The 14,159-nt window shown below is 35.5% G+C and carries 13 protein-coding genes; 6 read left to right on the top strand and 7 right to left on the bottom strand.

The window, feature by feature from the left end; all coding sequences use genetic code 11:
* Nucleotides 1-46 precede the first annotated feature (46 nt).
* A complete protein-coding gene (locus tag ACFINE_RS02190) occupies nt 47-1,282 on the bottom strand; it encodes an argininosuccinate synthase (RefSeq protein WP_375620883.1) in 1,236 nt (411 codons plus the stop codon).
* Between the two features lie 170 nt (nt 1,283-1,452).
* On the opposite strand from ACFINE_RS02190, the gene ACFINE_RS02195 reads away from it, so the two are divergent.
* Nucleotides 1,453-2,091 carry a LysE family translocator gene (locus ACFINE_RS02195; protein ID WP_375620884.1) on the top strand — a complete coding sequence of 213 codons (639 nt, stop codon included), beginning with the start codon at nt 1,453-1,455 and terminating at the stop codon, nt 2,089-2,091.
* 791 nt (nt 2,092-2,882) lie between these two features.
* Here the strand turns inward: ACFINE_RS02195 and rlmN are convergent.
* From rlmN to lptC, 6 genes are all read right to left on the bottom strand, one after another.
* Nucleotides 2,883-4,109, bottom strand: coding sequence for a 23S rRNA (adenine(2503)-C(2))-methyltransferase RlmN (rlmN, locus tag ACFINE_RS02200; RefSeq protein WP_375620885.1), 1,227 nt, complete (start codon nt 4,107-4,109; stop codon nt 2,883-2,885).
* A gap of 41 nt (nt 4,110-4,150) precedes the next feature.
* The gene (locus tag ACFINE_RS02205; RefSeq protein ID WP_375611465.1) at nt 4,151-4,654 is read right to left on the bottom strand and encodes an invasion associated locus B family protein; all 504 of its coding nucleotides are present in this window, start codon (nt 4,652-4,654) and stop codon (nt 4,151-4,153) included.
* A 1,886-nt stretch (nt 4,655-6,540) separates the two neighbouring features.
* Nucleotides 6,541-7,005 carry a PTS IIA-like nitrogen regulatory protein PtsN gene (ptsN, locus tag ACFINE_RS02210; protein WP_375611353.1) on the bottom strand — a complete coding sequence of 155 codons (465 nt, stop codon included), beginning with the start codon at nt 7,003-7,005 and terminating at the stop codon, nt 6,541-6,543.
* Between the two features lie 912 nt (nt 7,006-7,917).
* The gene (gene lptB, locus ACFINE_RS02215; RefSeq protein WP_012754448.1) at nt 7,918-8,712 is read right to left on the bottom strand and encodes an LPS export ABC transporter ATP-binding protein; all 795 of its coding nucleotides are present in this window, start codon (nt 8,710-8,712) and stop codon (nt 7,918-7,920) included.
* 6 nt (nt 8,713-8,718) lie between these two features.
* Entirely contained in the window at nt 8,719-9,318 is a 600-nt protein-coding gene (locus tag ACFINE_RS02220; RefSeq protein WP_375612778.1) for an LptA/OstA family protein, read from the bottom strand.
* Nucleotides 9,319-9,394: 76 nt separating this feature from the next.
* The gene (lptC, locus tag ACFINE_RS02225; protein WP_375611351.1) at nt 9,395-10,039 is read right to left on the bottom strand and encodes an LPS export ABC transporter periplasmic protein LptC; all 645 of its coding nucleotides are present in this window, start codon (nt 10,037-10,039) and stop codon (nt 9,395-9,397) included.
* A 183-nt stretch (nt 10,040-10,222) separates the two neighbouring features.
* Between lptC and ihfB the strand changes: the two genes are divergently transcribed.
* The 5 genes from ihfB to lspA all read left to right on the top strand — a co-directional run bounded on the left by ihfB (nt 10,223) and on the right by lspA (nt 13,259).
* Nucleotides 10,223-10,501, top strand: coding sequence for an integration host factor subunit beta (gene ihfB / locus ACFINE_RS02230; protein ID WP_273790186.1), 279 nt, complete (start codon nt 10,223-10,225; stop codon nt 10,499-10,501).
* 7 nt (nt 10,502-10,508) lie between these two features.
* A complete protein-coding gene (locus tag ACFINE_RS02235) occupies nt 10,509-10,805 on the top strand; it encodes a lipopolysaccharide assembly protein LapA domain-containing protein (RefSeq protein WP_273790185.1) in 297 nt (98 codons plus the stop codon).
* 171 nt (nt 10,806-10,976) lie between these two features.
* Complete coding sequence (locus ACFINE_RS02240) at nt 10,977-11,909, top strand: class I SAM-dependent methyltransferase (protein WP_375620886.1); 933 nt, start codon at nt 10,977-10,979, stop codon at nt 11,907-11,909.
* Between the two features lie 2 nt (nt 11,910-11,911).
* Nucleotides 11,912-12,766: a TrmH family RNA methyltransferase gene (locus ACFINE_RS02245; RefSeq protein WP_375611349.1), complete on the top strand. Its 855-nt coding sequence runs from the start codon at nt 11,912-11,914 to the stop codon at nt 12,764-12,766.
* Nucleotides 12,756-13,259, top strand: a complete 504-nt coding sequence (gene lspA, locus ACFINE_RS02250) for a signal peptidase II (RefSeq protein WP_375611348.1) — start codon at nt 12,756-12,758, stop codon at nt 13,257-13,259. Before ACFINE_RS02245 ends, lspA begins: the two co-directional genes overlap by 11 nt.
* The last annotated feature ends 900 nt before the right edge of the window (nt 13,260-14,159 follow it).

The raw sequence follows: 14,159 nt of genomic DNA on the forward strand, positions 1-14,159 counted from the left end.
TTCATACAAAAGCATTAATCCACATTACACTTGTCACCGTAACTTTCTATTTCTTTTCTTTATCAACTTGATGACGCCTTGCTAATGTACGCAAACGTAGAGCATTTAATTTAATAAAACCAGTTGCATCTCTTTGATCATAAACACCTTGATCATCCTCGAAAGTTACCAACTCACTGGAATAAAGTGATTTTTTACTTTGGCGCCCTTCAATAATTACATTCCCCTTATAAAGCTTTAACGTGACTTCACCTTCAACATGTTCTTGAGATAAATCAATCGCTGCCTGCAACATCTTACGTTCCGGCGAAAACCAAAATCCATAATAAATGAGTTCTGCATAACGTGGCATCAATTCATCTTTTAAATGAGCTGCGCCACGATCTAACGTTAAAGATTCTATAGCTCTGTGAGCCGTCAAAAGAATGGTTCCACCTGGTGTTTCATAAATACCCCGCGATTTCATACCCACAAAGCGATTTTCTACCAAATCTAACCGACCAATACCATTATCGCGCCCATAATGATTTAACTCTGCAAGTAAAGTTGCAGGTGATAAATTTTTTCCATTGATTGAAACAGCATCGCCTTTTTTAAAGCCAAGAGTAATTCTGGTTGCTTGATCTGGAGCATCTTCCGGCGAAAGAGTACGCATATGGACATATTCAGGAGCAGGAAGTGCTGGATCTTCCAAAATCTTTCCTTCTGATGAAGAATGCAATAAATTTGCATCCACTGAAAAAGGCGCTTCACCTTGCTTATCCTTTTCTACAGGAATTTGATGAATACGAGCAAATTCAAAGAGATCTGTCCGACTCTTAAAATCCCAATCACGCCATGGAGCAATAATCTTTATATCAGGATTAAGCGCATAAGCGGAAAGCTCAAAGCGTACCTGATCATTGCCTTTTCCTGTTGCTCCATGAGCAATGGCATCTGCCCCTGTTTCCTCAGCAATTTCAATAAGGCGTTTTGAAATAAGTGGACGTGCAATTGATGTTCCTAAAAGATAAGTCCCCTCATAAACGGTATTGGCTCGAAACATCGGAAACACAAAATCACGCACAAATTCTTCGCGCAAATCTTCAATGTAGATCTCTTTAACACCTAGCATTTCAGCTTTACGACGAGCAAGTTCTAGCTCTTCTCCCTGCCCCAAATCTGCTGTAAAAGTTACAACTTCAACACCTAGCGCACTTTGTAACCATTTGAGAATAATTGACGTATCCAATCCACCTGAATAAGCCAAAACAACTTTTCTAATATTTTGCCACTTTTTCATTTTAACGTTCTATATGAGCTACTTTTTTATTTCTACCCAAAAATCAAAACGATGCAAGAAATATAAAAATAAATTCTTTTTAAGCAACATTAAAAAGACGCAAAAAGCGTAAATAAAGGCGCCTCAAAGTATAAATAGTGAACACTGCTTAAAAATAAAAGGAGATTTACGTGTCATTTCTACCGGAGTGGTCTATTGTTGTACAATTTGCTTTAGCATCGTTGATTTTAGCAATTATTCCAGGACCAGATATGATGCTTTCTGTAGGACGAACCATTACACAAAGCAAAAAAGCTGGAATTATGTGCGCCTTGGGTAGTGCAACAGGATTTGCCATTCAGGTTACGGCTGTAGCACTTGGCTTATCAGCGCTTATTTTTGCTGCCCCACATACTTTTGTTCTTCTGAAAATTGTTGGCGCCTTTTATCTTTTATGGTTTTCCTTTCAAGCTTTACGGAGAAACCCCACTTTTTCCTTTGAACAGACATCTTCTAAATCTCAAAGCGCTAAACGTAACTATCTTGCTGGTATTGGAATTAATCTTCTCAATCCTAAAGTCATACTCTTTAACGCAACATTCTTACCACAATTTATCAATGCGAATGATCCTATGGCAACACAAAAGCTACTCTTTTTAGGACTCTCTTATATTCCTATTTCTTTCCCCATTACAATTGCAATCGTTTTTACAGCGCATAAACTTACCAAAACTCTCAAAAAGAACCCTCTTTATATTCGCTTTCTTGACTGGCTTATTGCAGGTATTTTTACCAGCTTTGCCCTCCATCTTCTTATCGTTACAAATTGATTTATAAGGTGTAATGTATCGCTTTTAATTTAAATAAAAAAACAAATATTATAAGATTTTTTCATTTCAAACCTGTTTATTTTGAATAAAACAATACCTTTCCTTTGTACATCACAAAAGAAGCTGGAGTTTTCGTATGGATAAAAACTATCTAAGAAAAGAATAAAAACACCTCTTATAAACCATCTCAAGTACTAAAAGCTGTTACAACATTGGGAGCTGAAAAATAGAATGGTGGTACCAATTTACACCTTTATTAAACATAAAGGTGGAGGAGTACAATACATTTCACAGAAGCTTTTTGTTATACTCCTCACAAGCATTATCGTGATATGAAGAGTGCACTAAGAGATACTTAAAAAACATATCAATGGATAACTCAATGGTATTTATATTTTAGATCCTCTGTTTTGCTTGTGAAGCGTGATCTTATTAAAAAAAATAATAAACAAAAGCATGAAGCACTGCACAATCTCCACTTTTTAAAAGATATTACCGTAGATGCTTTTAAAAGACATAAAACCGAATTAACGAGTATGATAATAAGGTAGAAATTAGTTATAATCCTTAAGACCTCATATTCCCTCTAAATTAGGTTTCCTTCTTATTTCAGAGATTATGTAAACAGACTATAGACAATCTCTTACCCCATTTAGCATATAAACGCTGAAACTGTTCATCTAGCACTTATCCATCTTAATCTCTGTCTCACATATGCCATCGCATGAAGTTTGGATATTAAATTACAAACAAAAAAGTATAGGCCTCGATATCGCTGAAAATTGCGTTACCTAATGACCAATGGCATTTTCAAGTCGTAAACGTTCAGATTTACGTAAGCGCTCTGAAGCTGATTTAAGCTGTCCACATGCAGCTAAAATATCGCGTCCACGCGGTATCCGAATAGGAGAAGCATAGCCCGCTTGATTAACGACATCAGCAAAACGCTCGATTTGCTCCCAATCAGAACATTGATAATTACTCCCTGGCCACGGATTAAAAGGGATTAAATTAATCTTAGCAGGAATCCCTTTCAATAACTGAATCAATCGCTTAGCATCATCTAAACTATCATTGATATCTTTCAGCATAACATATTCAAATGTGATTCGTTTTGCATTGGAAAGACTAGGATAATTACGGCAAGCCTCCATTAGTAAAGCAAGCGGATATTTTTTATTAATGGGAACAAGCATATCCCTTAGTGTATCGTGTACTGCGTGGAGTGAAATTGCTAACATAACACCAATTTCTTCTCCAGTTCGGATAATTCCAGGAACAACTCCACTAGTTGAAAGCGTAATTCGACGTTTTGATAAAGAAAGTCCATCGCCATCAGAGGCAATCAATAAAGCTTTTTTAACAGCTTCAAAATTATAAAGAGGTTCTCCCATTCCCATCATAACAATATTGGTAATTTTTCGTCCTTCAATGGGAACAATTGCTCCATCAGGGGTATTCTTATCAGGAAAATCACCCAAACAATCACGTGCAACCAATAATTGTGCCAAAATTTCTTCTGCGGTCAGATTACGAACAAGTATCTGCGTTCCCGTATGACAAAAAGAGCAGGTTAACGTACACCCTACTTGCGATGAAAGACATAAAGTACCACGTCCTTCTTCAGGGATATAAACCGTTTCAATTTCAACAGGCCTTCCAGCTCCACGTGCAGGAAAACGTAAGAGCCATTTACGCGTACCATCTTTTGATATTTGTTCTCCAACAATTTCTGGGCGCGCAATGGAGAAATGACACTTAAGTGTTTCTTGCATTGCTTTAGAAATATTCAGCATCTCATCAAAATTTGAAACACCACGCACATAAAGCCAATGCCAAAGCTGACGCACACGCATACGCGTTTGATGCTCTGGTACACCAACTGTCTTTAAAGCTTGCATCATTTCATCTTGCGACAAACCAATTAAAGAGAGCTTAGAACTCTCCTTCACGACCACATTATCTGTTTTTCGTGCAAAACATGAACCAACTGGTCTAAGGTCATAGGAAATGGCCATTGCTTTCCAATTCACATCACTATTTTAGAGTTATCGAAACCTTAATGGCACTTTTGAGCTGCATTTAATGCAGCAGTGACCCCTTTTAAGGAATAAGTATAAGTGGTATGCGTTCCTCGTTTTGATATCGCTTGCACTGTCATATTGCTTCCAGCACGCATAGCAGAAACAAGCTGCTTTTCTAGCTCTGATGACGCCAGCCAAGCTGAGGAATCTTTCGTGAAAAAATCAAAGTCCTTACCTCCAATGGTCACTGTCACTCTCGACCCTTCTTGAAGGGTATAACCAGCCATAAACTGCGGTTCAAACGAAATAGGTGAATGAGAACGCTTGGTAACCAAGAAAAAATTATCACCATGATTAACTGTCGTTGGAAGAGCCTTCAAAGGTACCGATAACACATAGCAAATCGTATTTTTGGGCGATTTATAAGAATAGGCTCCCCACGCTTCAAATTGATTTAAACGGCTTGGCGTTTGTGCATATGCCACTCCCGCTGTAACAAGAACCATTACAGATGCAGCAATAACAGTCTTTTCAAACATCTTCATTTAGCTCACTTCTTTAGTCTCTAACAAGATTTTCTTCATTGGAAAAATTCAACAAAAACTCCTCGATATTCATGTGTTATTGTCCTAATTCCTTCAATAAGCGAAATATTTTCACACTAATCAAAATAGATTTCTACGTTTCATTGTGACCTTTTAATCGTTACCAAAACATAAACTTCTTATTCAATAACCACATTAAAAAATAATATCTTCATTTTACGCTACTTATTTCATTTTTGTATAAAAAACGATTTCTTTAAGCTATAGAACTTCAAAACGAGATGAAAATATACCATCACTCTGTTAAGAAATAAACCATACTCTTTATATCACAAGCAATCTGATGCAAAATTTTGAAAATACACCCCAGACTCCCCGCAAAAAAGCTTAATCGCCTTACGAATATCACTTCTCGACTTTATGCATTCAATACATTTATGTTCGCAAAATACTCCATCTTTTATTCATTATAGTGCATTCATATTTCGTATTCAATATCGTCCCGATAACACTTTTTCTCAATCTTCAAAAGACCTTGTAAAAATAATAAAATATTATCAAGATATTAATAATAAAACATAAAGAGTTTAGATTCTATCTCAATAATCACATACAATTTTGTTTCTTTTTATCTTATTTCCCTATATATTTCATCTCCAATTATTAATTTCTAAAATGATTTTAGTAGCTTATAATAGCTTAATCGTATTATTTTAATGTATTAGACGATATTTTTCTTTCTGTTATAAAAAACTTCTTAAGAATTCTTTGGGAAAGTCTTCTTATCTTATTTCTAAGTAATTTATAAAAAGAAATATAAAACTTTTTTCTATAGCAGTTCTAACATTACCGTTTTTTAAACAATATTTTAATCAATTAAAGACACTTAAATAAATCTTCCTATGCATAAAAACTCTTTCACCTAACCTAAAGGTATAATTTTCATTCTTACCGTACAAAATTGTTCTTTAGCATGAGCTCTATACAACAGCAGACATCTAAATCATATCTATAAAATAGTTGATCTCTCCACTTGTGAAGAAGAAAGCTGGCACCATAACACTATTTTCCAGCTCCCAATGTTTTGCTACAACTCTCGATACTTGAGACGATTCATAGGAAGCATTTTTACCCCTTTCTTGTACAGTTTTTATCCACACGCTAATTTCGTTTACAACGTGCAAGGAAATGGTTTTGATTGATTCAACATAAGCAAGTTTGGAATGAGAGAATTTTACAATATTCGGATCTCTCATCTAACATGCGAAATAGTGAATTATATTTAAAATCAATATCTTGCTATACTGAAGATACAATATATCTCTTATTTCTTCTTGAGCATTAAAATATTATCCCTAAACACTCAAACTCAACTTACAAAAAAATTCAATGCACAAATAAACTTTTCTGTTGATTTCTTTCCCGCTTTCAAAGGACGAAGATTCTTAATCCAATCTGGACTGAAAAAGTTTGGATTCTTGTCGAGCGATCTCCTCTTTTCTTCCCACTCATGTGATTCACTTAACTAAAGGCTCTACAGACAAGTCCTGTTTAAAAATATTTACCACACACTCTAAAAGCACTTAATATATTAAGAAGACTTACAGAATTTATCTCACCATATCTCAAATGATAGTGTTTTTACAGTATAACAGGATAAAAGAATCCACGAACATAATAATTAGATGCTTTAATATACGAGAACAAGAAAGGAAAAGCCCTTCGTTTTTGTTGGTTGCTCTTTAAAAAGAAGGTTCAATTAGAAGTAATTTTCTTAAATCTCATGACATAACCTTTTGTTATTAGTCTTAAGATGCAAATTATATTATTTCCTACGCTCTGTAGTGCATACCTCGCAATTTATACGCTCATAATAACTTTTAAGCTGCATTTGATTCTGAAGTTTGAATCAATAAAGCATAAAGCGCATTGGCATTATGCGTACTGCGCAACTTTTGTACAACATCAGTGTGACGCAAAACACGTGCGATCTGTGATAAAGCTTTTAAGTGATCTGCACCAGCATTTTCAGGTGCTAAAAGGAGAAAAACGAGATCTATAGGTTCATCGTCAAGAGCTTCAAAATCAACAGGACTTTCAAGACGTGCAAATATACCAATGATCCGATTAATATCAGGTAATTTTCCATGAGGAATCGCAATACCTCCACCCAAACCCGTTGAACCAAGCTTCTCGCGTTGTAAAACAACATCAAAAATCACATGCTCACTAAGACCTGTTAGCTTAGAAGCTTTTTCGGCTAAAATTTGCAGAACCTGTTTTTTCGAATTAGCCTTAAGAGCCGGAATGATCGCTTCCGGTGCTATTAACTCACTCAAATTCATACTTTAATTTTCCTCTTACACGCTAAAATGCTCATCAATAAACCTATAAACGCTATAGATACTTAATGTTCTTTCACTTTTCGCAACATCGCATGTGTTTTTACTTTTCAATTTATAATAGGTGATGGCTCAATACATCTCATATCACTTCTAAAACAATAATAAATAGTATTCGGATCATCATTAACGGCATGAGAAACCAAAGAAATGAAGTTGTTCATAAAGTTAATTTCCTTACGACTCTAGAAAAGGCCATTATTCATAAATTTATTAAACTTGTCATAAGAGTTTGATGTATAATCCGCCATCAAAGTTTTTCTTTCTTTAAAAATGAGCCCTTAAATTAAGATGAAAAGCATACTGAGCAAAATGGACCTTTACTTTGAAAATTACTGTATAGCTTGAACATCGACTTATAACAAGAATATAAAGATTTTTAGAAATTTAATGATTATTTTAAAAGATTTATAGATTTAGCCTGATATCTGTAGCCAAGCTCCTGTTTTCAAATAGGCGATATAAACCAATAAAATACGACAACTCCTATTGAATAACCGCAATATATAAACCGGTGCTCCCATCAAAATACCTAAAACAGCATCATCGATATATTTTTTGATTCGACAGAGAAAAATATGATAAATATCTCTTACCTTTCAATAACACACGCATTTATTGAGAGCTTCGTTTATCACTCATTATCACGTTAATCTAGTGATATCTTTTCTATGATACAATTATGAGTAAGCTAAACTTATAAAACAACAAACTAACCTCTAATGATGAAGCCTTTTTCACCACTCAATAACAACATTAAGGTTATAGTCATAAAAGAAGTTTTGGCATAAATAAGGAAATTTTCAGTAATAATGTTTGGTTAAACTTAAATGGAAACTCGTGAAAGCTGTAAAATCAAAGAGAAAACTGATTTCCCAAATAAATTCTGCGTACATCAACGTTGTTGATAATATCGTTAGGACAACCGTGCACTAACACCCGCCCTGTATGAATAATATAAGCGCGATCGACAAGCCCTAATGTCTCACGCACATTATGATCCGTTATTAAAACACCAATGCCACGCCTCGTTAAATGACGAATAAGTTGTTGAATATCGAAAATAGCGATAGGATCAATTCCTGCAAATGGTTCATCAAGTAACATAAAATGGGGACGAGAAGCTAAAGCGCGCGCAATTTCAAGTCTCCGACGTTCACCTCCAGATAACGAAAGTGCAGACATTTTACGTAAATGATCAATTTTAAATTCATGTAAAAGGCTATCTAACTCTTCACGTTGTTTAAGGCGATCTTTTTCAACGACCTCTAAAACAGCTTTAATGTTATTTTCTACTGAAAGACCACGAAAAATAGACGCTTCCTGTGGAAGATATCCAATACCTAAACGCGCACGTCGATACATCGGAAGATGCGTAATATCAAATCCATCAATTTTAATGGATCCTCCATCAGATTTTATAAGCCCTGTCACCATATAAAAACAAGTTGTTTTACCTGCCCCATTGGGCCCTAAAATGCCAACGGCTTCTCCTGTACGAATGCCAAAAGAAACACCATTAACAGTTCGTCTTCCTCGATAAACTTTAATCAAATTACTGGCAATCAAGGTCCCTTTTAAGGGATTTTTTGAAGCTTCACTTTCAAGATTATACCTATCGGTCTGTTTTTTTCTTTTGATTCCAAACATGAAATCTTAATGGCCATTCTTTTGATTTTGTTTTAAAATAATAGAAACACGACCTTTTTTCTTAGGCGTCTCACAACCTTCTAAAAAAGCCTTTCCGCTTTCCATATTTGCCGTTAGTTTGCACCCCGTTGCCACATTGTCACCATCAGTTAACACAACATGATTCCCTGTCAAACTCATCATTTTTGACTTTCCATCAAAAACACCTTTATCACCCGTAGCAACTTGCGTAGCAATTTTTATATAAACTTTTCCTAAAGCTTCCATTTTTTGTATACTCGACGAACCAAATAAAGAAACAGATGATGCCTTTGTATCTTCCTTGTTTTTATCAATTTCTTTATATGCTTTATCGTAGTAAACAACTAATTCTGCCGTTTTTAAAAGACGTTCACCTTGTACCACTGAAACATCACCCTTAAAAAGCGCTATCCCTTCTTTATCACGTATTTCCAAAGAATCTGCATGAAGTTCTACCGGTTCTTTGTCGCTTGATAGACTTATTCCAAAATGAGCCACTTCAGCATATCCTAAAACTGCTCCTTCTCCTAACATTCCCATGCTAAAAGCTAACATCACACCTATCCATCTTTTGTACGATTTCATTATTTCAATTCTTCTGTTTGTATATACACATACTTCTCTTTATAAATATCCTTTAAAGATTTGTATTGATATTGCGTTATTGCTTTTGAAGCACTAAATGCACACCACCATGGAAATATATGTTTTTTCCTTTTTCTCGAATTTGTAAGGCGTTTGCGGCAAGATTCAAACCGGCTTGCTGAATATTAACACGTTGATCTGTTTTTAACTGTCCCTCGGATAAGTTAATACTAGCTGACATAAATTGTACCATCATCCCATCATTCGTCGTAATCGTGAATGGCTTATCCAACTGTAAAAAACCATTAATGTTATCGTAAACCCCCCCTTGTGCGACGAGAAAAACCTGTCGTTGTTGGCCCATAAATGCTCTAGCTGTAATGTTTTGCAACCCAATCATTCCAGCGTGGGTATGATCTTGAAATGCCTTTTCTGCTTTAAGCCAATAAGGTTCATGAGCACGCGTATACCCTTCTAATTTTGGATTGAGCATCGTCAAATTCATCACGCCACTTTCTCCATTATTCAAAGGCATAGAATCAGAAGTAACGGGAACCAAGAAAAACGTAAACCAGCAAAAAACCAGCGCTGAAATCAACGCTAAGAGAGGTAAAAAAATTTTTAATATGCTAATGCGACGCGAATGACGGGATGCTTTTTTTAAAACATCTCCAAAAGATGATTGCGTTGAAAAGGCTTTATAATGATTGTGTACGGACATACTCTCCTGATCTCTTAAATCCTCCGCATTTTTAATCTGTATACCCTTTATAGAAGGTATTTTCAAATTTTGTTTCTTGCAATTTGTTTTTTCTTGATTTTATTTTGCTTTTATCCGTTTATATATTGTAATATGCATGGAGTGCACAATTACAAATTTTTTTTGTGTGAAAGTGAGGCTATTGTGGTAAAATCAGAGCTTGTACAAATTATCGCTCGTCATAACCCGCATCTTTTTCAACGGGATGTGGAGAATATTGTAAACGCTATTTTTGAGGAAATTGCAACAGCACTTGCAAATGGCAATCGCGTTGAACTTCGTGGATTTGGAGCTTTTTCTGTAAAAAGCCGTTCAGCCCGTAATGGACGTAACCCACGAACAGGTGAAGCCGTTTCTGTTGAAGAAAAGTGGATTCCTTTTTTTAAAACTGGCAAGGATTTACGCGACCGTCTTAATCAGTGAGAAACTTATGATAATTAAACGTATTCTTCTAACAAGTATCGGTGTGATTCTCGCAGCGGTTTTGATTGTTTTTATCGTGGCTAATCGTCAAATGGTTCCGTTAACCCTTGATCCTTTTCGAGCAAATCCTGAAAGTTTTACTTATCATGCTCCCCTCTTTATATGGCTCTTTATTTTCTTTGGTTTTGGTATTTTATTAGGAAATCTGATCAGTTGGTTTTCCTATCACAAATACAAAAAAGCTCTCAAAAAAAGTAAAGCCGAGATTGAAAAATTGAAAACATCTATCACAAATCTGGTGTAATGGTATTTAAATGAAATCTTTTCTCTCTGTATTCTATATTCAGTACAGAGTTAAAAGTGCTCTTTTTCTTTTTTATACATGTTTTAATTGACTTTAGCTTTTTTGCACTTTTACGAAACATTTAAGAGCTTTATAATATATTTTTATACCTCATATACCGTGATACAAAACATGCCCGCACAATGCTTTCAATTCTCCCATAACAATAGATATCCGCAGGAAAAGCTGCCCCTTATTTTAGAAACGGGTATAAGCGAAAACTATGCTCTCATTGATTCTGGTCATGGACAAAAATTAGAACGTTATGGAGCTTACCGCATTATTCGACCAGAAGGTCAAGCACTATGGAAACCCGCTTTACCACAAAAACAATGGGCTGATGTTGATGCTATTTTCACAGGAAACCTTGATGAAGAAGGGGTTGGGCGTTGGCATTTTCCTAAAAAGCCACTTGATGAAACATGGGCTCTTGCTTGGAATGGATTGTCTTTTCTAGGCCGTTTTACTTCCTTTCGTCATGTGGGGGTTTTTCCTGAACAAGATGCCCATTGGCGCTCTATGGAAGAACAAATTGTTAAAGCCGAACGCCCTATAAAATTGTTGAATCTTTTTGGCTATACAGGTATTGCCTCTTTGATTGGAGCACGAGCGGGTGCGAATGTTACCCATGTTGATGCTTCTAAAAAAGCCATTGCGTGGGCAAAAGCTAATCAAGAAAGAGCAGGATTACCAGATCATTCTATTCGCTGGATTTGCGATGATGCTATGAAATTTGTCGAGCGTGAACTGCGTCGTAAGAAAAGCTATGATATGATTCTTCTTGATCCCCCTGCTTATGGGCGTGGACCCCATGGTGAAATTTGGCAACTGTTTGATCATTTACCCGCCATGATCACAAATTGTCGTAAACTTCTCTCTGATAAACCGCTCTCTGTTGTCCTTACAGCTTATTCTATTCGTGCTTCCTTCTTTGCACTTCATGCTTTAATGCGTGATGCATTTGTAAATCTTGGTGGTACGGTCGAATCAGGAGAACTTATTTTGCGTGAAGAAGTTGCAGGACGTGCTCTTTCTACTTCTCTTTTTAGCCGTTGGATTGCTTGAATATGTGTAGACCCAAAACTGGTAGAGTGAAAGAAATTACCTCTCTTAGCAACCCCATCATAAAAAATCTTAAAGCACTTAGCCAAAAGAAAAACCGTAATAGAGAAGGTCTTTTCATGGCAGAAGGATTGAAATTGGTCATTGATGCTCTCAATCTTGGCTGGACAATACAGACGCTTATTTTTTCTAAAAGTGAAATCGGTAATGCTACTATCGAAAATACTGCCGCACGTGCTGTAGCCAACGGTGGTTTTGTTATTAAAGCCTCACAAAAGGTTATGGAATCACTTACCCGACGCGATAATCCACAAACAGTTATTGGTATTTTCAAGCAAAAATGGCACTCTTTTGAAATGATAAAAGGGCAGATTAAAGATGTTTACATCGCGCTTGATCGTGTACGTGATCCTGGAAACCTTGGTACCATTATTCGAACCGCTGATGCTGTAGGTGCTAAAGGTGTTATTTTAATTGGCGAGACAACAGACCCTTTCTCGCCTGAAACAGTCCGTGCAACCATGGGATCTATTTTCTCTGTACCACTTTATCGTTTTGATGAAAACGGCTTTTTAAACTGGTCTTCTCACTTTAAAGGTATGATTGTTGGAACACACCTCAAAGGTTCTCTGGATTATCGCACACTTGACTTCAAAAATGGCCCTATTATCCTTTTAATGGGGAATGAAAAACAGGGATTATCAGATCTTCTTACAAATCGGTGTGATAAACTTACGCGTATTCCACAAAGCGGACGTGCAGACTCGCTTAATCTAGCTGTAGCAACAGCTGTTATGCTTTATGAAATCCGTCGCCCCTATTTAATACTGGAACCATGTGAGGAAAAACATGATTCGTAAATCACTCCCTTTTCTTCTCTTGGGCTTGGCTTTTACAGTAGTACTTGATCAAGCTGTCAAATACTGGGTTATGCACAATATGCCTTTAGGAACAGAAATTTCGCTTATTCCTTTTCTTTCCCTTTATCATGTGCGCAATTCTGGCATTGCATTTTCGTTTTTTTCTTCCTTTTCTCAGTGGGGAATCATCGCCATCACGATCATTGTGATTATCTTCCTTCTATGGTTATGGAAAAATACTGAATATAATAAGTCTTTAATGCGCTTTGGCCTTATTCTTATTATTGGGGGAGCCATCGGCAATCTCATTGATCGTATTCGCTTTCATCATGTCACTGATTATATACTTTTTCATATTGATGATATTTTTTATTTTGCTATTTTCAACCTTGCAGATAGTTTTATCACTCTCGGTGTTATTGCCATCCTTATTGAAGAATTGCGTACTTGGATGAAAGCAAGGCGTCATTCCAATAGTACATCTTCTCACTGATATGTTCAGTGCCTTAGAAAACAGAGATTATTGACCATCACAAGTCTGATTACGCATTGATTTCTCTTAATCAATTCTTGTTGCTCGTCATTTCACGTGTTTCTCTTCATGGGACTATAAGATCTTACTTTCTTTTCAACTTTACATTTCTACACTTAGTTAGTGCAAAAGAAATGAACTCAAATAGAATCAATATTTTTTATCCATGTGTCCTACATCACAATTTTTGAGGAGACATTTCACAGCATTTGAAGTTCTGTTTATTTGATTAGAACAATTGCTTTTCGTATGTTTTTTAGTTTTTACAGATATCGATTTTACAGAGCCTTTCTTAAGTGCTTCGTTTAAAAACTCTCCTTTTTTATTTTATATATTGTTTAATAAAAAACATTTTTTCAACTATTTTCAATAGTGTCTTGTTAAAGCAACATATTGATTATAAATATAAATTACCGTTTTTCATATTGAATAAAAGCCCTTACTATCCTAAATCTCTTTTATTTGGAATCTGTTCATGTTGAATCCATTAAAACCATGTCTCTTGCAAGACACAAGCAAGTCAATAATCTTGATTGATTTAATATGAACAGATTTTCAACCAGAGAATCTTGCGATATTCGGAGTATCATTTAGCATTCAAAAAGACAATTTATCATTATACATCGATATATTATATAAAAATCCAATTCAATAGCTCTTATAACCGTGCAAAACAGATGCAATATTAGAGGTTGAAAATAGTGTGATGATACTTGCCGCTCTTCTCATAAACGCAAAAATAGTGAATATTTTATAAGGGATTGTATTACATAGTTTTTGTGAAAATAGAAAAGTTTTTAAGTGTAGTCTTTTTATCTTGCAAAAATATGGCAAAAAATGGAAATATTTTTTATTAAAATG

This window comes from Bartonella sp. AA97HXZ (assembly GCF_042196985.1).
Classification (GTDB): Bacteria; Pseudomonadota; Alphaproteobacteria; order Rhizobiales; family Rhizobiaceae; genus Bartonella.